Below are 20,652 nucleotides of genomic sequence, written 5' to 3'. Positions count from 1 at the left end.
TTAGCAAAAGTTTTGTTTTCTTTGTAGAAATTATTATTTTTGCACCTAACCGATAAACAGCGAATATTATGAAACTTCGTACGATAGTGAAAATAGCGGTCACTTCTTCTGTTGTACTTTTGTGCGCAGGTTTCGCCTTATACTCTTTTTTCCGGCTGTCGGCCGCCGAAGGGCAGAAAGATTTCAACCTTTACGAGTTAGTTCCGACCACCGCTTCCGCGGTATTTGCCACCGATGATGTGCTCGGATTTGTCACCGAAATAGATGGCCTGACTTGTAGCAAGAATCAGCAATATCTGCATGTATCCAAACTTTTTTCTTATCTGAAGCAAACCCTCTATACGCTTTCGGAAGACAGTCCGCACGGATTAAGCCGGCAAATGAACCAAATGCTGATTAGCTTCCACGAGCCGGATAATGAGCGCAATCAGGTACTTTACTGCCGGTTGGGCACAGGAGACAGGGAGCTGATCGACAGATTTGCACAGAGATATATATCATCGCTCTACCCGCCGAAAAGCTTCGACTATAAAGGAGAAAAAATAATGATTTACCCCATGTCTGACGGTGATTTCCTCGCCTGCTACCTGACGCCCGATTTCATGGCATTGAGTTTCCAGAAGAAACTGGTGGAAGACGTCATTGATGCCTATAAGAAAGGTGGTTCACTGGCGGATGATTCTACTTTCACGGGAGTGCGCACGCCGAAGAAAAGTACGGCTGCCGCCACCATTTATACCCGTGTGAACGGGATGATTGGATGGACGGAGTTCGATATGAAGATGAAAGACGACTTCGTCTATTTCACAGGAATCAGCCACGACGCAGATACCTGCTTCACCTTTATCAACCTGCTCCGCCAACAAGAATCCGTGCAGGGATTTCCCGGCGAAGTGCTGCCCTCTACCGCATTCTATTTCAGCAAACAAAGCATAACCGATTGGAGTTCCTTGCTCTCTTACAGCGATTTGCAAGGATACGCAACCGCAGGGCACACCACTGAAATGCAAAACAGAGACAGGGTGTTATCGCATTATCTGATGGAGAATACCGGGCACGATTTGGTTGCCTGCCTGTTTCAGCGGGAAGATACCTTGCAAGATGCGGCAGCAGTGTTGAGCCTGTCCGTACTGGACGTGACGGAAGCCGAACGGATGTTGCGCTCGTTGGTCAATACCGCTCCTGCCGAAGAAGGGGTTAGAAAGCCTCGTATAACTTTTTGTTATACCGCCAATAAGGCTTATCCTGTCTATCGGCTTCCTCAAACAACGTTGTTTGCGCAACTAACCAGTTTTGTGGAACCGACATCCCATATGTATGCCGCTTTCTATGGCGGGCGCCTGTTGCTGGCTCCCGATGAAGACAGTCTGTCCCGTTACATCCGCCAGTTGGATAAAGGCGAAGTGCTCGATGGAGCAATCGCCTATCGGGCAGGAATGGATAGTATGTCCGATTCTTATCATTTTATGTTGATGGCGGACTTCGACCACCTGTTCCATCAGGCGGAAAAACAAGTCCGTTTCGTGCCGGATTTCTTCTTGCGCAACTCCGAATTTTTTCGCAATTTTATACTTTTTGCCCAGTTCACCTACGCCGATGGAGTGGTCTATCCTAACATCGTTTTGCGGTATAAAATGGAGCAGAATCCTAATTGAAAATCCATTCGTAATCCTATTTTTCCACACAGCAAAAAGAGGATTTCCCGAGTGAAAACATCCAAAGCTGAAAGGTGAAAAACTCACGAAAAAACTCACGGAGAAACTGCGAAAAACCGACGAAAAACATCGGTTGGAAAAACGACGTTTTTTCAAAAACTAAAACTTCTGAAACGCCTTCTGGCAGGGCGCGAAAACCCAACCATAACCCAACCATAACCCAAGAGAGGAGAAGAGAAGAGAAAAGAAGAGAAAAAAAACAGAAAGAAAAAGAAAGAGAAAAATGCTGCTGTTGTTGCTGATGGTATTTCGAGAAGAAGACTGTTGCTGCTGTTGTTGCTTTGTTTCTTCCGTAACCCCCGGGCATATTTTCCTAAGCCCGCAGCATCGGCTTATCCACCCCCGGGGTGAAGACCTTTCAGCCCCCGGCGGAATCTTTACAAAGTGTGGGCATAAAAAAACTCCCGGCAAGAATCATTCTCGCCGGGAGTTTTTTTATCTGTATCGTTAAGCGGAATACTTTCGGCTTAGAACGGCAGGTCGTCTTTAGCGTCGCCCGGAGTGAAATCGGGAGTGGCCGACGGAGCCGGTGGAGGAACGGGAGCACCCGGAGCCATTGGAGCACCTGCGCCGACACGTTCAACTTTCCATGCACGGATACTGTTGAACCAGCGGTCTTGCCACTGGCGGGCGTCAACGTCAAATGATACGGTCAGTTCTTCGCCCATCTGAATGTTGAACTGCTCGATTTTGTCTACGCCAAATACATCGAAACACATTTTGCGTGGATATTGGTCGTGATTTTCGATAACGAACTCTTGTGATTTCCACTCGTTGCCGCTAGTCTTTGAAACTCCACCTCTCGGAGGGAGTATAGCGATGATTTTTCCTGTAAATTCCATTGCGATTAATTTAAATTCTGCGGCGAAGTTACAATTTTTTAGGAATATCCCTCATACAAACTCAGTTTTTTCTTTTGTTTTGTTGGGTAGCCCGAATCTTTTTTCGTAACTTTGTGCGTTAGAACATTTAAAACTTAAATACACGAAAATATATGAAATTTATCGTTTCAAGTACTGCTCTTTCCAGCCATTTACAGGCCATCAGCCGTGTGATTAATTCCAAAAATGCGCTGCCGATTCTCGATTGTTTCCTCTTCGAACTGGAAGACGGAACATTGTCTGTGACCGTATCTGACAGCGAAACGACAATGGTGACTACCGTTGAAGTGAATGGCGATACAAACGGGCGTTTTGCCGTAGTAGCGAAAACATTGCTTGATGCACTGAAGGAGATTCCGGAACAACCGTTGACATTTGATATCAATCCGGACAATTACGAAATCACAGTACAGTACCAAAACGGAAAATACAGCCTGATGGGGCAGAATGCGGATGAATTCCCGCAGTCGGCTACACTGGGTGACAACGCAGTCCGCGTGGAAATGGCGGCTGAAGTATTGCTGGGTGGTATCAACCGCTCCGTGTTTGCCACTGCCGACGATGAACTTCGTCCCGTGATGAACGGTATTTATTTTGATATTACAACAGAAGACATCACAATGGTGGCTTCGGACGGTCATAAACTGGTACGTTGCAAGACGTTAGCTGCCAAAGGCAACGAACGCGCAGCCTTCATCCTTCCGAAGAAACCGGCTACCTTGCTCAAGAACCTTCTGCCGAAAGAACAGGGAACTGTGACTGTCGAATTTGACGAACGCAACGCTGTATTCATGCTTGAAAAGTACCGCATGGTGTGCCGTCTCATCGAAGGACGTTATCCGAACTACAACTCGGTAATTCCTCAGAACAACCCTCATAAGGTAACCGTAGACCGCCAGCAGTTGGTAGGTGCTTTGCGCCGTGTGTCCATTTTTTCGTCACAAGCGAGCAGCTTGATTAAACTCCGTGTGCAGGAAAATCAGATTGTGATTTCCGCACAGGACATCGACTTCTCCACTTCTGCCGAAGAAACGCAGGTGTGCCAGTATGCAGGTGCCGCCATGAGCATCGGCTTCAAGTCTACTTTCCTTATCGACATCCTGAACAATATCTCGGCCGACGAAGTGATTATCGAATTGGCTGACCCGTCACGTGCCGGAGTTATCATCCCTGTGGAACAGGAAGAGAACGAAGACCTGTTGATGCTGCTGATGCCGATGATGCTGAACGATTAATGTTAATTCACCACAGAGGACGCAGAGGACACAGAGGGTTATTTAATAATAAATATTCAAATTTATCCTCTGTGTCCTCTGCGTCCTCTGTGGTGACTCAATAAAATAACAAGAAATGAAATTAAACCTGAAAAATCCCATCGTCTTTTTCGATCTCGAGACAACCGGAACCAATATCAACACAGATCGGATTGTTGAAATCTGTTATTTGAAAGTTTACCCGAACGGGAATGAGGAAGCAAAAACCTTGCGTATCAACCCCGAAATGCATATCCCCGAAGCATCTTCCGAAGTACATGGCATTTATGATGCCGACGTGGCGGATTGTCCTACTTTCAAGGAAGTGGCAAAAAACATCGCACGTGACATTGAAGGCTGCGACTTGGCGGGATTCAATTCCAACCGTTTCGATATTCCGGTGCTGGCCGAAGAATTCTTGCGTGCCGGCGTAGACATCGACATGACAAAGCGCAAATTTGTAGACGTACAGGTGATTTTCCACAAAATGGAACAACGCACCTTGTCTGCCGCCTACAAGTTCTATTGCGAGAAGAACCTGGATGATGCCCATACCGCGGAAGCAGATACACGGGCTACCTACGAAGTGTTGAAAGCACAGCTCGACCGCTATTCCGACCTTGAGAACGATATTGCATTCCTGGCCGACTACTCCAGCTACAACAAGAATGTAGACTTTGCCGGACGTATGGTGTACGACGACAACGGGGTGGAAGTGTTTAACTTCGGAAAATACAAAGGAATGTCTGTAGCCGAGGTCCTGAAGAAAGACCCCGGATATTACAGTTGGATTTTGAACAGTGATTTCACGCTGAATACGAAGGCGACGTTGACAAAAATCCGTTTGCGTGAAATGAGTAATTTGATTACAAAATAATGCTAAAAGGAAAAAAGATAATTCTTGGAATTACCGGCAGTATTGCCGCGTACAAGGCTTGCTACATCATCCGCGGACTCATTAAGCAAGGAGCGGAAGTGCAAGTCGTAATTACTCCGGCGGGAAAAGAATTTATTACTCCCATCACTCTTTCGGCTTTGACTAGCAAACCGGTCATCAGTGAGTTTTTTGCCCAGCGAGACGGGACGTGGAACAGCCACGTAGACCTCGGCCTGTGGGCGGATGCCATGCTGATTGCGCCTGCCACTGCTTCCACCATCGGCAAGATGGCAAACGGGATAGCCGACAATATGCTGATAACGACTTATCTTTCGGCCAAAGCTCCGGTGTTTGTAGCTCCGGCGATGGACCTCGATATGTTTGCCCATCCTTCCACACAGAAGAATTTGGATATACTCCGCTCGTTCGGTAATCATATCATCGAACCGGGGACGGGAGAACTTGCCAGCCATCTGGTAGGGAAGGGGCGCATGGAAGAACCGGAAGCGATTATCCGTGCGCTGGATGAATTCTTTTCGGCAAGCGACGAACTGCAAGGAAAGAAAATCGTGATAACGGCGGGCCCGACTTACGAAAAGATAGACCCTGTCCGTTTCATAGGCAATTATTCTTCGGGAAAGATGGGATTTGCCCTGGCGGAAGAATGTGCCCGCCGTGGTGCGGAAGTGACGCTGATAGCAGGCCCTGTACAACTGGAAGCGAAGCATTCCCTTATCCGCCGTGTCGACGTAGAATCGGCGGAAGAAATGCATTCGGCCTCACAAGCCTGCTTCTCTGATGCCGACGCTGCTATCCTCTGCGCGGCAGTAGCCGACTATCGCCCCGAAAAGGTAGCCGACAGGAAGATTAAGCGGGAGAAGGAAGAAGAATTAACCCTGCATCTCCAGGCAACGAAAGATATTGCAGCCAGTTTGGGAGCTACGAAAAGAAAAGGCCAGTTGTTGGTAGGCTTTGCCCTCGAAACCAACAACGAGCAGCAGAACGCTGAAGGAAAGCTCGAACGCAAGAACTTCGACTTTATCGTGCTCAACTCGCTGAACGATGTGGGAGCAGGCTTCCGTCACGATACAAACAAAATCAGTATCATCGACCGGAAAGGCCGCACGGACTATCCGCTGAAACCGAAAACGGAAGTAGCGCAGGATATCATCGACCGTCTGTCTGATGAATTGAAACTCTCAACTCTTAACTCTTAACTCTCAACTTATCCCAATGTTACGTTCACTATACATTCAGAATTATGCGTTGATAGAGAAACTGGATATTAGTTTCGACACAGGTTTTTCCGTTATAACAGGTGAAACGGGAGCCGGAAAATCAATCATTCTTGGAGCCATCGGACTGCTGTTGGGACAGCGTGCCGATGTGAAGGCGATTCGCCGTGGAGCTTCTAAATGTATAATAGAAGCTCGTTTTGATATATCGGGTTACGGTATGCGCCCGTTTTTTGAGGATAACGAACTGGAATATGACGAGGAGTGCATCCTGCGCCGCGAAGTACAGGCATCCGGCAAAAGCCGGGCATTTATCAACGATACTCCCGCCTCGCTGGCACAGGTGAAGGAGCTTGGCGAACAGTTGATTGATGTACATTCACAACATCAGAACCTGTTGCTCAATAAAGAAGGTTTCCAGTTGAACGTGCTTGATATCCTGGCACATAATGACGCCGCATTGGAAAAATACCATGCCCGTTATGCAGAGTGGAAGCAGACCGAGCGCGAACTGGCGGAGTTGATGTCATTGGCGGAGAAAAGCCGTTCCGATGAAGATTACATCCGTTTCCAACTGGAACAGCTTGAAGAAGCCCACCTTTCCGAAGGTGAGCAGGAAGAGCTGGAACAGGAAGCTGAAACGTTGAGTCATGCGGAAGAAATCAAGGCGGGACTCTATCGGGTGGAACAATCCTTTTTCTCGGACGAAGGTGGCTTGCTTTCATCCCTGAAAGATAGCCTGAACACGCTGAACAGCCTGCAAAGAGTCTTCCAACCCGCCAAGGAACTTACCGAACGCATGGAAAGCGCCTATATCGAATTGAAAGATATTTCGCACGAAGTTTCTTCGCAAAGCGACTCCGTAGAGTTCAACCCCGTGCGTCTCGACGAAGTGAACGAGCGACTGAACCTGATTTATTCCCTTCAACAGAAACACCATGCGCAGACGCTCGACGAGTTGATAGCGTTGACGGAAGAATACCGCAGCAAGCTGTCCGACATCACTTCTTACGATGAACGTATCGCCGAACTGACCGCCCGCAAGGATGAACAATATATGCAAGTAAAACAACAGGCCGAACTGCTCACGAAAGCCCGTATAAAGGCTGCCCGTGAAGTGGAAAAGCAATTGGCCGCCCGATTGATTCCACTCGGGATGCCGAACGTCCGTTTCCTGGTGGAAATGGGACTCAAGAAAGAACCGGGCTTGCAGGGAGAAGATACGGTCAGCTTCCTGTTCTCTGCCAATAAGAACGGTATGTTGCAGAATATCTCTTCCGTAGCTTCCGGTGGTGAGATAGCCCGCGTCATGCTTTCCATCAAAGCCATGATTGCCGGAGCCGTGAAGTTGCCGACTATCGTATTTGATGAGATAGACACGGGAGTATCCGGCGAAATAGCCGACCGCATGGCAGATATGATGAAGGAGATGGGCGAGCAGAACCGCCAGGTTATCAGCATTACCCACCTACCGCAAATTGCCGCTCGTGGATGTGCGCATTATAAGGTATATAAGAAAGACAGTGATACGGAAACCAACAGCCATATCCGTCGTCTCACCGACGGGGAGAGGGTAGAGGAAATCGCTCATATGCTGAGTGGAGCCACACTGACCGAAGCAGCCCTTAGCAATGCCAAAGCTCTGTTAAATAGTAATTAGCGACTAGTAGCCAACAAATAATAACTGGTAAATAGAAAAATAGTAAATAACCGCGATGATAGATAAAAGTGAAATGATTTTCGGCGTTCGTGCCGTGATAGAAGCCATTCAGGCTGGAAAAGAGATTGATAAAATCCTTGTAAAGAAAGACATTCAGAGTGAACTTTCTAAAGAGCTGTTTGCGGCTTTGAATGGTCTGCTGATTCCTGTTCAGCGTGTTCCGGTAGAGCGTATCGACCGCATCACCCGCAAGAATCATCAGGGTGTGATTGCCTTCATTTCTTCTGTGACCTATCAGAAGACGGAAGATATGGTTCCTTTCTTGTTTGAGCAGGGTAAGAATCCGTTTTTCGTGATGCTGGATGGAATAACCGATGTGCGCAATTTCGGCGCGATTGCCCGTACTTGCGAATGTGCCGGCGTAGACGCGGTGATTATCCCTTCCCGTAACAGCGTGTCGGTGAATGCCGATGCCGTGAAAACCTCGGCAGGAGCCTTGCATACGCTTCCCGTATGCCGCGAACAGAGTCTGCGCTCGACGCTGAAATTCCTGAAAGATAGCGGTTTTCGCATCGTGGCTGCCACCGAAAAAGGGGACTATGACTATACGAAAGCTGATTATACAGGGCCGGTGTGCGTCATTATGGGTGCGGAAGATACAGGTGTGTCTTATGACAACCTGGCACTCTGCGACGAATGGGTGAAGATACCGATGTTGGGAACCATCGAATCCCTGAATGTGTCTGTTGCCGCCGGTATCCTGATTTACGAAGGTGTGAAACAAAGAAATAACGAGTGATATGAAGAAGATTTTAATCCTACCTTTACTGTTCATCTTCCTGGCACAGGGAAGCATGGCACAAACCCCAAAATGGGTAGAGAAGGCGAAACGCGCTGTCTTCTCTGTGGTGACTTACGACAAAAACGACAAAATGCTGAATACCGGAAACGGATTTTTTGTATCCGAAGACGGGTTGGCTCTGTCCGACTACTCTCTCTTTAAAGGTGCCGAACGTGCGGTGATTATCACGGCCGAAGGCAAACAAATGCCTGTCAGCACGATATTGGGAGCGAATGATATGTATGATGTTATCAAGTTCCGCGTAGCTATTACCGAAAAGAAAGTGCCTGCGTTGATTGTGGCGAATACTGCTCCGGCAGTGGGAGCCGACGCATGGATGCTTCCTTATTCTACACAGAAAAGCATTGCTTGTGTATCGGGTAAAGTGAAAGAGGTTTCAAAAGTAGCCGGCGAGTATCATTATTATACGTTGAGCATGCAGATGAAAGACAAGATGGTGAGCTGTCCGGTGATGAATGTGGACGGTCAGGTGTTCGGTATTGCGCAGAAATCATCCGGTCTTGACACGGTGACTACCTGCTATGCCGCAGGAGCTGCCTTTGCCATGTCACAGAAGATTAGTGCACTTTCTTTGGGAGATGCGGCACTGAAAAGCATAGGTATCCGCAAAGGTCTGCCCGAAACGGAAGACCAGGCATTGGTATATCTGTTCATGGCTTCTTCAAGTCTGTCGGAAGAAGATTACGGAAAGCTGCTGGATGATTTTATCCGTCAGTTTCCGATGAATGCGGATGGTTATCTTCGCCGTGCGAATTATTACGTAGCTAAAGGCAAGGACGACCAGTCTTGGTTCGATAAGGCCGTTGCTGACTTTAACCAAGCGTTGAAAGTAGCTCAGAAGAAAGATGATGTATATTATAATATAGGTAAGCTGATGTACGCTTACCAACTGTCGAAACCGGAGAAACCATATAAGGACTGGTCGTATGACACTGCTTTGAAGAATGTACGTCAGGCCGTCACTATCGATCCGCTGCCTGTTTATATCCAACTGGAAGGCGATATCTTATTTGCCCAACAGGATTATGCCGGAGCTTTGGCTGCTTACGAGAAAGTAAATGCCAGCAATATCGCTTCTGCCGGTACGTTCTTCAGTGCTGCCAAAACAAAAGAGTTGATGAAAGCCGACCCGAAAGAAGTTTTGATGCTGTTGGATAGCTGTATCGCCCATTGCCCGCAACCCATTACGGCGGACTTCGCTCCTTATCTGCTGGAACGTGCACAGATGTATATGAACACCGACCAGCCACGAAACGCTATGTTCGACTATGACGCTTATTTTAAAGCTGTCAACGGTCAGGTGAACGACGTATTCTATTATTATCGTGAACAGGCTGCTTTGAAAGCGCGCCAGTATCAACGTGCATTGGATGATATTGCCAAAGCCGTCGAACTGAATCCGACCGACTTGACTTATCAGGCTGAAAACGCTGTGGTAAATCTGCGTGTAGGACGTTATGAGGAAGCCATTCAAATTCTGAATAATATCCTGAAAACAGACCCGAAATATGGCGAAGCCTACCGTTTGCTGGGACTCTGCCAGATACAATTGAAAAAGACAGACGAGGCTTGCGGAAACTTCAAGAAAGCTAAAGAATTGGGTGATCCGAACGTGGATGAGCTGATTAAGAAATACTGCAAGTAAAAAAAGCAATGGTGCTTAAAAGATAAATTTATCACTTAAAGATAAGCTTAGTACCTAAAAATAAAAACCCCTGCCAACTTCAAAGTTAGCAGGGGTTTCTTTTTGGGGACGTTAAATAAAAAACTCTCTCTCTTTTCTGTTTTTTCCCCCACTTGTTAAGCTCAGGTTTTAGGTCTTATGATATAGGTCTGATTATCTTTTTTATTTCTTGGCTTTATAGGATAAATGCAGAGATTCCCGGAATACTGCATCGTTCCTGTTATTTTTTTTAGAAAAGATTCGAAAATCAGTTGAAAACAGTGAGTAATTCTGAAATAGTAACTTATTTTATCTATAATCTTGGTATATTCCGTCCGTCATTTGATGACCAACTAGATAAGTAATTATTTATTTATGAAGAAAAAGCAATTTACTAATTGTGCAAACGAATATATAGATCGTTTGCGAAGGGAGGGCCGTTATTCAACGGCTCATGTGTACAAACATGCTATCCGTTCCTTTACGAAATTTTGCGGAAGTCAATTCATTACCTTCAGTAGGGTGAACCGCGATACGTTGAAGGCGTATAGTAACTATTTGGCGGCTTCTCACCTGAAGCCTAATACGATTTCTACATACATGCGTATGTTGCGTTGTATCTACAACCGCGGGGTTAATAGTCGGCAAGCTCCTTATGTGTACGGCCTGTTCCGGGATGTCTTTACTGGGGTTGATACCCGTCAGAAGAAGGCACTTCCGATACGAGAACTTCATGTCTTGCTTAACGAAGACCCGAAGACGGAGAAACTGCGTCGTACACAAGCTGTTGCCAGCCTGTTGTTCCAGTTTTGCGGTATGCCGTTTGTAGACTTTGCCCATTTGGAGAAATCTAACGTCGAGCAGGGACTTTTGAAGTACAACCGTATGAAGACCGGTACGCCCATGAGTCTCGAGATTCTGGATTCGGCGCAGGATGCCATTGCCCGTTTGTGCAACGGATATAATAAGGAGTATCCCGATAATCGTCCCGACTATCTTTTCCGAATATTGAGCGGCGAATATAAGAGAACGGATGAAAAGGCATATCGCGAGTATCAGACGGCTTTGAGACGGTTTAATAATGACTTGAAGTGTTTGTCCAGACAACTGAGAATACGGTCGTCTGTCACATCTTATACGCTCCGCCATTCCTGGGCTACCACTGCGAAATACAGAGGGGTTCCTATCGAGATGATAAGCGAATCACTGGGACACAAATCGATTAAGACAACGCAAATCTATTTAAAAGGCTTTGAATTAGAAGAAAGAACAAAAGTAAATAAATTGAATTATTCTTACGTGAAGGGTTTTAGAGAACTCTGAGTAATTCAGCTAAAGTATTAGGGTTTAGGGACTTCGTTGATCTGTTACTTCTTAGGTAACGGATTTTTATTTGCTACAAAGATAGAGAAAAATAATAATAGGAAACAAGCAATAAACTTCTTTTTTTCCTTTTTCTTTCAAATATACCCACATAAAGTTTCTGAACATGAGGAATAAGCTCTTCATGCTCTGTGATTTTCTATTTCCTAACCTCAAAAAGCGTCTGTCTTGAAGTCCAAATAAACATATCTTTTCTTCCCTCATGTTGTTTTTTTTCCTTTTTATTGCTGTTGTATGCGTTCTGCATGTGTATTATCCGTTACCTAAGAAGTAACAGATAAACATGGGGTAAAAAATTATGATTTTTGCAAAGGAAAAGTCTATTAGCGCCGCGCCCGGTTGTGGGACAGGGGAAGGCGTAGCACACTCAAAACGCTGGTATGTAGCACTGGTTCGTATGCATCACGAGAAGAAGGTTGCCGAGCGTTTGTTCAAGATGGGAATCGATACTTTCGTTCCTGTCCAGCAAGAGGTACATCAATGGAGCGACCGTCGTAAGGCAGTCAATACTGTATTACTTCCGATGATGGTATTTGTACATGCTGATCCTAAAGAACGCAAAGAAGTTCTAAGTTTTTCCACGGTCAGCCGTTATATGGTGATGCGTGGTGAAAGCACTCCTGCCGTTATTCCCGATGAGCAGATGGCTCGTTTTCGTTTCATGCTCGATTATTCCGATGAAGCAATTTGTATGAACAGTTCTCCTTTGGCACGTGGCGAGAAAGTCCGTGTCATCAAAGGCCCTCTCAGCGGTCTTGTCGGCGAACTTGTCACGATAGGCGGCAAGAGCAAAATCGCTGTCCGTTTAAATATGCTTGGCTGTGCTTGCGTGGACATGCCAATCGGTTATGTAGAATCTACAAAAAACACCAATGACACTATCTAAAAAGATTACTGCGTTTCTATTCATTCTAATGTTAGGGGGGTCCTCTCCTTTGTTGGCTCAAAGTATGAGTGATTCCCAAGTTCTTGAATACGTAAAAGACGGCATCAAGCAAGGAAAAGAACAAAAACAACTAGCCTCGGAACTAGCCCGCAAAGGTGTGACCAAGGAACAGGCGATGCGCGTGAAACAGTTGTATGAACGTCAGAACAACGTAAATACTTCCAATGCCACCGGTACCGACGTCAATGAATCGCGCCTTCGTGAAGAAACGAAAGAGAATACGTCCGATATGCTGGAAGACCACCCGAGTACGCAAGACCTCGCCCGTGGCAACCAAGTCTTCGGTAGAAATATATTCAATACCCGAAACCTGACTTTTGAACCCAGTGTAAACATCGCCACTCCCTTGAACTATCGTCTCGGCCCGGGTGACGAAGTGATAATCGACATATGGGGAGCCAGCCAGAACACTATCCGCCAGCAGATTTCTCCTGATGGCACCATCAACATTCAGAAAATCGGCCCTGTCAACCTGAACGGTATGACTATCGCCGAAGCCAACGACTATCTCAAGAAAACTTTAAATAAGATATACAACGGCCTTAACAACGCCAACGACCCTACTTCGGATATCCGTCTGACTCTGGGCAGCATACGTACGATCCAAATCAACGTGATGGGTGAAGTTGTACAACCGGGCACGTATTCCCTGTCTTCTTTTGCTACTGTATTTCATGCACTTTATCGTGCAGGCGGAGTCAGTGACATAGGAAGCCTTCGCAATGTCCAACTGGTAAGAAACGGTAAGAACATCGCCACAATTGATGTCTACCAATTCATACTGAAAGGAAACATCCAGGACGACATCCGTCTCCAGGAAGGCGATGTTGTTATTGTCCCCGCCTACGAAGTATTGGTAAAGATTGACGGAAAAGTGAAACGCTCCATGCGTTTCGAAATGAAGAAGGACGAATCTTTATCTACCCTTCTCAGCTACGCCGGTGGTTTTGAAGCGGATGCCTACACCCGTTCACTGCGTGTAGTACGTCAGAACGGCCAGGAATACGAAGTAAATACAGTCAAAGACCTTGATTACAGCGTCTATAAAATGAGAAATGGTGATGTTGTTACAGCCGAAGCCATCCTTAACCGCTTTATTAATAAACTCGAAATCCGTGGTGCAGTCTACCGTCCGGGAATCTATGAATTGAACGGTAAACTGAATACAATCCGCGAACTTGTCAACGAATCGCAAGGCCTTACAGGCGATGCATTCCTGAACCGTGCCGTTCTTTACCGCCAACGTGAAGACCTGACCAGCGAAGTTATCCCGGTAGACATCAAAGCTATAATGGATGGTACTTCCCCCAATATCATCCTGATGAAAAACGACATTCTCTATATCCCCAGCATCCACGATCTGGAAGATAAAGGTGATGTTGTCATCCACGGCGAAGTAGCCAAGCCGGATTCTTATCCTTATGCAGATAATATGACTCTTGAAGACCTTATTATCCAGGCAGGCGGTTTGCGTGAAGCAGCTTCGGTTGTCCGTGTGGATGTATCCCGCCGAATCAAGAATCCCCGAAGTACCGTAGACAGCGATACAATCGGTCAAATATATACATTTTCCCTGAAAGAGGGATTTGTGGTGGATGGGAAGCCGGGATTTGTACTCCAACCTTATGATGAGGTTTATGTACGTCGAAGTCCCGGCTATCAGCCCCAACAAAATGTAGCTATTGAAGGTGAAATCCTTTTCGGTGGCTCTTATGCGATGACCAGTCGTGAGGAGCGTCTTTCGGATTTAATCAACAAAGCCGGCGGTGCTACGAATTACGCATATTTACGTGGTGCAAAACTGACTCGTGTCGCCAACGCCAGCGAAAAGAAACGCATGGGGGATGTGATTCGTCTAATGAGCAGACAGTTGGGAGAGGCGATGATTGACTCTTTAGGTATCCGTATTGAGAATACATTCACAGTCGGTATTGATTTGGAAAAAGCATTAGCTAAACCTGGAAGTACTGCAGATCTTGTATTGCGTGAAGGCGATGTTGTTTCTATTCCGAAGAACAATAATACAATAACTATTAATGGTGCTGTAATGGTTCCGAATACTGTTTCCTATATAGAAGGTAAGAGTGTGAATTATTATTTGGATCAGGCTGGTGGTTATTCTGAAAATGCGAAGAAGAGTAAGAAGTTCATAGTTTATATGAATGGTCAGGTCACGAAGGTGAAGGGCAGTGGTAAGAAGCAGATAGAGCCAGGTTGTGAGATAATTGTGCCTAGTAAGGCTAAGAAAAAGGTAAATATGGGTAATATTTTGGGGTATGCTACTTCATTTAGTTCATTGGGAATGATGATTGCATCTATTGCTAATCTAATAAAAAAATAGCCATTTTTTATGAACGATAAGATACATATAGAAAAAAAAAAATCAGAGGATTTGACGGTAAGTCAGATGGAGCTTGATTTGTTGGGGATATTATGTAAGATTATTAATATTCGCAAGAGGCTATATTGGGCTGCAGGAATAGGATTGATTATTGGTATTATTGTAGCATTAAGTATTCCTAAGCAATATACAGTAAAAGTAACGCTTTCACCGGAAATGGGAAATCAAAAAAATAATAGTAATTTGGTAGGACTTGCTGCCTCTTTCTTGGGAGAGGGAAGTACTATGGGGAATAGTATAGATGCATTGAATGCATCCATATCAGCAGATATAGTAGCTTCTACACCATTTTTATTAGAATTGTTAAATATGAACGTGTCTGTAAAAGACATGAAAGTAGCTTCTACATTAAATCTATATTTAGGTGAGTTATCATCTCCTTGGTGGAGTAATGTTATAGAGTTGCCGAATATGGTGATTGGTGGAATCAAAAAACTGTTTACAGATGATAACGATGAGGTTGCTAATAATGTAACGAACGGAGCTATTGAATTATCTAGAAAAGATATGGAGAAAATAGAATACCTGAGGAAGCAAATAGTTGCTTCTGTAGATAAAAAAACTGCTATTACAGAAATAACTGTTACATTACAGGATCCCAAGGTCACAGCTATTGTTGCAGATTCCGTTGTGCGGAAATTGCAAGAGTATATTATTAACTATCGTACTTCTAAAGCAAAAGAGGACTGTCTCTATTTGGAACAATTATTTAAAGAACGTCAACGAGAATATTACTTAGCGCAAAAAAAATATGCTAATTATGTTGATACACATGATAATCTTATACTGTTGAGTGTGCGTACAGAGCAGGAACGATTACTAAATGATATGAATTTAGCTTTTCAAATTTATAGCCAAGTGGCTAATCAATTGCAGATTACAAGGGCAAAAGTACAAGAAGAGAAACCTGTGTTTGCAGTAGTGGAACCAGCGGTGGTTCCTTTGTCCGCTTCTGGTATAGGATTGAAAATATATGTGTTGTTATTTATGGCTTTGGCTATACTAGGTACACTTCTTTGGGTGTTATTAGTACAAAAAGTTTTCTGTGAATTGAAAGAAAAACTATCAATTAACTCTTGATTTTTATATTATATATCGAGATCGAATATGTTACTATTTATTTTGATATAATGTATTTAGCTTTTGAATCAATATATGAATGTAATTACTGAAAGCCGTACTTCTAAAAGTATTCGAAATGCTAAAATAGCTTTGTTGTTTTATTTGGCTAATTTGATATTACAATTCTTTTCAAGAAAAATATTTTTAGATTATCTTGGTCCGGAAGTGCTAGGATTAAATACAACGGCTCAGAATTTATTAGGCTTTTTAAATTTGGCCGAATTGGGAATTGGTGGAGCTATATCTTATACTTTGTATAAGCCATTATATCAAAATGATATAAAAGTAATAAATGAAATTGTTTCTTTACAAGGATGGTTATACAGAAGGGTGGCTTATATCGTTGTTGGAGGAGCATGTGTATTTATGTGTTTTTTTCCAATGATATTTGAAAAGGCTGTACTTCCACTATGGTATACTTATGGATCATTTATTGTATTATTAGTTGCATCGTTGTTAAGCTATTTTGTGAATTATCCTCAAGTAATATTGACTGCTGATCAAAAAGAATATAAAATCACCTTAAATGTACAGAGCATTAAATTAGCTAAGATAGTATTACAAATAGTGGCTATTAGATTTTTATCCAATGGATATGTTTATTGGATGATACTTGAACTCTTGACAGCGATATTTATAGCAATTGTTTTAAATAGAGTATTAAAAAAAGAGTATCCTTGGTTGAATACTTCTCCTTCACTTGGGCCTATACTTAAAAAAAAGTATCCAACTATTATAACTAAAACAAAGCAAATATTTTTTCATAAAGTATCAGGATTTGTTTTAACACAAACGAGCCCATTGATTATTTATGCATATGCATCTTTAACTTTAGTGGCGATTTATGGTAATTATATGTTGATAATAACAGGAGTCACTTTATTAATGAATGCCTTCTCTGGTGGTATTACTGCAGGAATTGGAAATTTAGTAGCAGAAAATAACATGCAGAGGATTAAGGAGGTTTTTTGGGAATTGACATCATGTAGAATTTGGTTAGCATCTATTATATGTTTTGGTATTTATAAGTTAGCCCATTCTTTTATAGCTTTATGGGTAGGAGAAAGCTATGTGATTGAACAGGAACCTTTTATTGTTTTACTTCTTATTACATTTATATCGTTAACTCGAACTAATGATCTTTTTATATATGCTTACGGGTTATATCAAGATATATGGTCTCCCATTACTGAAGCTATATTGAATCTAGGATTGGCTATTGGGTTAGGATATTATTATGGGTTAACCGGAATTCTTTTGGGAACTGCAATAAGTTTATTAATAATTGTATGTTGTTGGAAACCATATTTCCTTTATAAATGTGGATTTAAGGAAAAAATATCGGAATATATATATCGTTATATGAAGTGTATGTTATTGGTGGTCTTTTCCTTTATCGGTACCTTGAAGATTCTGCATATGATAGTTAAAGATGATTTTATATCTTCATATTATGAATGGGGGAAGTATGGAATTCTTTGTCTTTCTTTATATATTACTGTTAGTTTATTATTCTTTTTAGTATTTGATAGCGGTATGAGGCGATTTGTTAATAGAATAAAGAGTATTATTAGGTAGTTCGTGTTAAAAATAAATGGTATTATGAATAAATATATTCGTTATTTTCTAAGAAGGAACAAAATTTATAGAGGGAATTTGAAATCAACCTATAAAAATTGGAATGTTTTGCCATGTGATGAGCTTTATTTGAATAAGATTTCCAATAAACAGAGAATAGAACACTGTGCTTTGATGACGGAAAAAATTATTTTTCATACTTATTGGCATGGTGATTTTGGTTTGAAACAATCTTTTTCTATAAAAAGTTTTCTTTGTACGCAAGATTTGCGGAATACTGAATTATGGTTGTGGCTAGATGCTTCAAATGGATATTCACAGCTATTAGAAAATAAGTATTTGCTAGAATTAAAAGATAAAATAAAAATATTACCATGGAATATTGAGGAAGAAATATTTGATACTCCTTTTCAAAATATTAAATCATTTTTGCTTAAGGATAAACCATTACCAGCTAGAGGAGATGATTTTAGAATTATTGCTCTGTATAAGTTTGGTGGAGTTTATTTTGATTTAGATATAATGTTTTTAAAGGATTTTTCTTCTCTGTTGAGAGGGCATGAGTTTGTTTACGCATGGGAATATCAACCTTATGCAAATAGTGCTGTTATCTATCTTCGGAAAAATAGTTTTCTGACTATTTATTTAATGAAGAAAATGATGAAAAGAAAAGAGGCTATGCCGTGGGTTTTGTTTGACTATAAAGATAACAAATTGGCTAATTTGCGGAATTATCCATGTACATATTTCGATCCATTATGGGGTGGATATTCAGAAGATATGCCTTTTGATAATTTCGACTATTTTTTCAAAAGATTCGATTCTGATTTTGTCCGAGATCCAAGGATTAAATCTTATAAAGACTTTTTCCCTGCTGCATTTACTTATCATTGGCACAATAGATGGGATATGGAAGAGCATCCGGATTCTTATTTTGGAATATTCAATGCAGAATATAATAAATTATTGTTACTGTAATTCGTAATATTATTGGTTTCAATGGATGTAAAGGGTAATAGTTTGTCTGTTTTCACAAAAATGTCTTTAGAAAAAGAATATACTAATAGAACCATATTATTGCTTTTATTTTTAATATGTCCATTAGCTTCATTTGTTTTCAGTTTGTTTTTTTTGAATAAAAAGACAGCAAATATAACTTTATTCTTATTTATAGTGCTTTTTGCTTATTCAATGACAAATATTGATACAGAAGGACCTGATTTGAATAGGTATTTGGAATATCCAAAGAATTGTGTTGCTTATAATTCTATTACAGAATTAGTGACGTCGTATGATTTTGTTATAAGTGGTGGAGATTATTATCGTGCCTTTATGGGATTTATAGTGTCTCGTTTTACGACAAATGGTCATATACTGATGGCGTTATTAGGTATGGTATGGGCCATTTTATATCTAAAGTCAAAGTCTTTATTTGATGTATATAGGTGTAGTAGGAAAGATTTGTCGTATGGATTATTGCTGTTGTTCTTTTTGGCTTACGGAGTTGCACATTTGGGTAATGTTAGGTTCCCTACTGCTGCCTTACTCTTTTTTTATTCTTCAATAAAATATTTGCATACGCGTAAGTTGAAATATTTAATAATTTTAGGTTTGGTTCCTTTATTTCATTCAGCATTTATCATATATGATTTCTTATTTCTCGTGATAGTTTTATTCCCTAAAAATATTCGTATATATTTTATTCTTTTATTATTAGCTTTTGTTGTAAAGAATTTGAATGTAGTTGCAGGTTTTTCCTTCGTACTTAATTATTTGCCAAATAGCTTAGCACTGAAATATGCATCTTATGTTTTGGATGAAAATTATTTAGCTAATTCAGTAGCTGCATCGGAAGTTGCTTCTCTTCATGTTAAATATATGTATATCCTAATCGAACTGTCTTCTTTGTGGATTATAATAAATGTATTTTTAAAGAAGAAAATATTGTATGATACAATTGATACTTCAATAGCATGTTTTCTGCTTTTATTGTATGTTTTTTATTATTTATCTCCATTAGCTAATGATGTGAATCAAAGGACATTACACTTGTCTTCATTATTTGTATATTATTTATGTTATAAATTATGGGCTAGAAATAAAGTCAATTATTGGTATCGTAACTGTTTACTTGTATTGATATGTGCTTCTATACCAATGTTATTTTATAATTTAAAATTAATGTTATATTTTACCAAAGTAGATATGGTATACGGATCTTTACCATCGCTGATATTAAATGATTCTATGAGTACTATAATAACCAATATGTGATGAAGAAATATTTAGTTACGTATGCTGATGAATCTTTTAAAGATGCAGGGGAACGTTTGATGGTCACTTCTAGACAGTTGGGCGTTTTTGACGATTGCTTATTGTATTCTAGGGAAGACTTGACAAGTGAAATGAGAAATAGTCCAATAATGAGATTTCCAAGAGGTGGAGGCTATTGGGCATGGAAGTCTGATGTTATATTGCAAATGTTAGATAAAATAAACTGGGGAGATTATGTTGTTTATGTGGATGCAGGATGTTATGTTTATCATAGTGGCGAATGGGGAAAAATGTGGAGATCATTAAAGGGGTATGATTTAATTTTATTTAGAATCCCTAATCAGATAAAGAGGTGGATAAAGAGAGATACTTTAAATTATTTTGGAGTATCATTGAATAATAATTTGATGGAGCAATATTTGGTTGCTGGTGGGGTCATCTTTTTTAAGAAGACTCCGTTCACCATTTCTTTTTTTGAATCTTGGAGAAAGCTTGCATTAGAAAAGTATTATTTATTTGTGGACTCAAAAAGAGTAGATGAATATCCGGATTTTATAGAGCATCGTCACGATCAAGCAATATTATCTTTATTGTTTTACTGTACATTTAAAAAAAGCAATCGAATAAAAGTCTTTTGGGAGAATTTCGAAGTAAGAGGAGCTAGACAATGTATATATGCAGCTCGTTCAAAGAAAAAGTTTCAAGAGAAAAAAACAAAAGCTCTACATAAACAAGCATATCATTATTTATTTAAATATCCAATGTGTAGTTTAGCTAAATTTCTATTTCAAAGATAATAGGG

General features: G+C 41.6%; 17 protein-coding genes. 15 read left to right on the top strand and 2 right to left on the bottom strand.

The features are described 5' to 3' along the window. The first annotated feature begins 68 nt into the window (after positions 1 to 68). On the top strand, positions 69 to 1,655 hold the full coding sequence (locus tag BacF7301_RS21480) for a DUF3352 domain-containing protein (RefSeq protein ID WP_167966050.1): 1,587 nt from the start codon (positions 69 to 71) through the stop codon (positions 1,653 to 1,655). A gap of 16 nt (positions 1,656 to 1,671) precedes the next feature. Here BacF7301_RS21480 and BacF7301_RS21475 read toward each other — a convergent pair whose 3' ends face one another. Together BacF7301_RS21475 and BacF7301_RS21470 are read right to left on the bottom strand one after the other, a co-directional pair. Further along, positions 1,672 to 2,022: a hypothetical protein gene (locus tag BacF7301_RS21475; RefSeq protein ID WP_167966049.1), complete on the bottom strand. Its 351-nt coding sequence runs from the start codon at positions 2,020 to 2,022 to the stop codon at positions 1,672 to 1,674. A gap of 160 nt (positions 2,023 to 2,182) precedes the next feature. Next, positions 2,183 to 2,557, bottom strand: a complete 375-nt coding sequence (locus BacF7301_RS21470; RefSeq protein ID WP_167966048.1) for a DUF3127 domain-containing protein — start codon at positions 2,555 to 2,557, stop codon at positions 2,183 to 2,185. Positions 2,558 to 2,709: 152 nt separating this feature from the next. Here BacF7301_RS21470 and dnaN point away from each other — a divergent pair, with 152 nt between their 5' ends. From dnaN to BacF7301_RS21400, 14 genes are all read left to right on the top strand, one after another. Then, the gene (dnaN, locus tag BacF7301_RS21465; RefSeq protein WP_167966047.1) at positions 2,710 to 3,831 is read left to right on the top strand and encodes a DNA polymerase III subunit beta; all 1,122 of its coding nucleotides are present in this window, start codon (positions 2,710 to 2,712) and stop codon (positions 3,829 to 3,831) included. Positions 3,832 to 3,946: 115 nt separating this feature from the next. Continuing rightward, positions 3,947 to 4,726, top strand: coding sequence for a 3'-5' exonuclease (locus BacF7301_RS21460; protein ID WP_167966045.1), 780 nt, complete (start codon positions 3,947 to 3,949; stop codon positions 4,724 to 4,726). Continuing rightward, on the top strand, positions 4,726 to 5,943 hold the full coding sequence (gene coaBC / locus BacF7301_RS21455; protein ID WP_167966043.1) for a bifunctional phosphopantothenoylcysteine decarboxylase/phosphopantothenate--cysteine ligase CoaBC: 1,218 nt from the start codon (positions 4,726 to 4,728) through the stop codon (positions 5,941 to 5,943). Before BacF7301_RS21460 ends, coaBC begins: the two co-directional genes overlap by 1 nt. A 16-nt stretch (positions 5,944 to 5,959) precedes the next feature. Further along, positions 5,960 to 7,621, top strand: a complete 1,662-nt coding sequence (gene recN / locus BacF7301_RS21450) for a DNA repair protein RecN (protein WP_167966041.1) — start codon at positions 5,960 to 5,962, stop codon at positions 7,619 to 7,621. Between the two features lie 55 nt (positions 7,622 to 7,676). Further along, positions 7,677 to 8,420, top strand: coding sequence for a 23S rRNA (guanosine(2251)-2'-O)-methyltransferase RlmB (rlmB, locus tag BacF7301_RS21445; protein ID WP_167966040.1), 744 nt, complete (start codon positions 7,677 to 7,679; stop codon positions 8,418 to 8,420). Between the two features lies 1 nt (position 8,421). Next, positions 8,422 to 10,128, top strand: coding sequence for a serine protease (locus tag BacF7301_RS21440; RefSeq protein ID WP_167966039.1), 1,707 nt, complete (start codon positions 8,422 to 8,424; stop codon positions 10,126 to 10,128). 393 nt (positions 10,129 to 10,521) lie between these two features. Beyond that, the gene (locus BacF7301_RS21435) at positions 10,522 to 11,469 is read left to right on the top strand and encodes a tyrosine-type recombinase/integrase (RefSeq protein WP_167966038.1); all 948 of its coding nucleotides are present in this window, start codon (positions 10,522 to 10,524) and stop codon (positions 11,467 to 11,469) included. Positions 11,470 to 11,827: 358 nt separating this feature from the next. Beyond that, positions 11,828 to 12,415, top strand: coding sequence for a UpxY family transcription antiterminator (locus BacF7301_RS21430; protein ID WP_167966037.1), 588 nt, complete (start codon positions 11,828 to 11,830; stop codon positions 12,413 to 12,415). Next, a complete protein-coding gene (locus BacF7301_RS21425; RefSeq protein ID WP_209319468.1) occupies positions 12,402 to 14,816 on the top strand; it encodes a polysaccharide biosynthesis/export family protein in 2,415 nt (804 codons plus the stop codon). The genes BacF7301_RS21430 and BacF7301_RS21425 overlap by 14 nt, the downstream gene beginning before the upstream one ends. Positions 14,817 to 14,825: 9 nt before the next feature. Beyond that, positions 14,826 to 15,956 (top strand): chain-length determining protein, encoded by a 1,131-nt coding sequence (locus BacF7301_RS21420; protein WP_167966036.1) that lies wholly within the window; start codon positions 14,826 to 14,828, stop codon positions 15,954 to 15,956. A 75-nt stretch (positions 15,957 to 16,031) separates the two neighbouring features. After that, the gene (locus BacF7301_RS21415; RefSeq protein ID WP_167966035.1) at positions 16,032 to 17,576 is read left to right on the top strand and encodes a lipopolysaccharide biosynthesis protein; all 1,545 of its coding nucleotides are present in this window, start codon (positions 16,032 to 16,034) and stop codon (positions 17,574 to 17,576) included. A gap of 24 nt (positions 17,577 to 17,600) precedes the next feature. After that, on the top strand, positions 17,601 to 18,554 hold the full coding sequence (locus BacF7301_RS21410; RefSeq protein WP_167966034.1) for a glycosyltransferase: 954 nt from the start codon (positions 17,601 to 17,603) through the stop codon (positions 18,552 to 18,554). A 21-nt stretch (positions 18,555 to 18,575) separates the two neighbouring features. Further along, entirely contained in the window at positions 18,576 to 19,850 is a 1,275-nt protein-coding gene (locus BacF7301_RS21405; RefSeq protein ID WP_167966033.1) for an EpsG family protein, read from the top strand. Further along, complete coding sequence (locus BacF7301_RS21400; protein WP_167966031.1) at positions 19,850 to 20,647, top strand: hypothetical protein; 798 nt, start codon at positions 19,850 to 19,852, stop codon at positions 20,645 to 20,647. The genes BacF7301_RS21405 and BacF7301_RS21400 overlap by 1 nt, the downstream gene beginning before the upstream one ends. Positions 20,648 to 20,652 lie beyond the last annotated feature (5 nt).

Origin of the sequence: Bacteroides faecium (assembly GCF_012113595.1) — a bacterium.
GTDB lineage: Bacteria > Bacteroidota > Bacteroidia > Bacteroidales > Bacteroidaceae > Bacteroides > Bacteroides faecium.
This window is presented reverse-complemented; position numbering and strand designations above follow the sequence as displayed.

Coding starts and splice junctions, on each gene's coding strand:
- BacF7301_RS21430 (WP_167966037.1), top strand. CDS start 11,828: ATGATTTTTGCAAAGGAAAAGTCTATTAGCGCCGCGCCCGGTTGTGGG.
- BacF7301_RS21460 (WP_167966045.1), top strand. CDS start 3,947: ATGAAATTAAACCTGAAAAATCCCATCGTCTTTTTCGATCTCGAGACA.
- BacF7301_RS21470 (WP_167966048.1), bottom strand. CDS start 2,557: ATGGAATTTACAGGAAAAATCATCGCTATACTCCCTCCGAGAGGTGGA.
- BacF7301_RS21400 (WP_167966031.1), top strand. CDS start 19,850: ATGAAGAAATATTTAGTTACGTATGCTGATGAATCTTTTAAAGATGCA.
- BacF7301_RS21440 (WP_167966039.1), top strand. CDS start 8,422: ATGAAGAAGATTTTAATCCTACCTTTACTGTTCATCTTCCTGGCACAG.
- dnaN (WP_167966047.1), top strand. CDS start 2,710: ATGAAATTTATCGTTTCAAGTACTGCTCTTTCCAGCCATTTACAGGCC.
- BacF7301_RS21475 (WP_167966049.1), bottom strand. CDS start 2,022: ATGCCCGGGGGTTACGGAAGAAACAAAGCAACAACAGCAGCAACAGTC.
- BacF7301_RS21410 (WP_167966034.1), top strand. CDS start 17,601: ATGAATAAATATATTCGTTATTTTCTAAGAAGGAACAAAATTTATAGA.
- recN (WP_167966041.1), top strand. CDS start 5,960: ATGTTACGTTCACTATACATTCAGAATTATGCGTTGATAGAGAAACTG.
- BacF7301_RS21405 (WP_167966033.1), top strand. CDS start 18,576: ATGGATGTAAAGGGTAATAGTTTGTCTGTTTTCACAAAAATGTCTTTA.
- BacF7301_RS21425 (WP_209319468.1), top strand. CDS start 12,402: ATGACACTATCTAAAAAGATTACTGCGTTTCTATTCATTCTAATGTTA.
- rlmB (WP_167966040.1), top strand. CDS start 7,677: ATGATAGATAAAAGTGAAATGATTTTCGGCGTTCGTGCCGTGATAGAA.
- BacF7301_RS21435 (WP_167966038.1), top strand. CDS start 10,522: ATGAAGAAAAAGCAATTTACTAATTGTGCAAACGAATATATAGATCGT.
- BacF7301_RS21480 (WP_167966050.1), top strand. CDS start 69: ATGAAACTTCGTACGATAGTGAAAATAGCGGTCACTTCTTCTGTTGTA.
- BacF7301_RS21415 (WP_167966035.1), top strand. CDS start 16,032: ATGAATGTAATTACTGAAAGCCGTACTTCTAAAAGTATTCGAAATGCT.
- coaBC (WP_167966043.1), top strand. CDS start 4,726: ATGCTAAAAGGAAAAAAGATAATTCTTGGAATTACCGGCAGTATTGCC.
- BacF7301_RS21420 (WP_167966036.1), top strand. CDS start 14,826: ATGAACGATAAGATACATATAGAAAAAAAAAAATCAGAGGATTTGACG.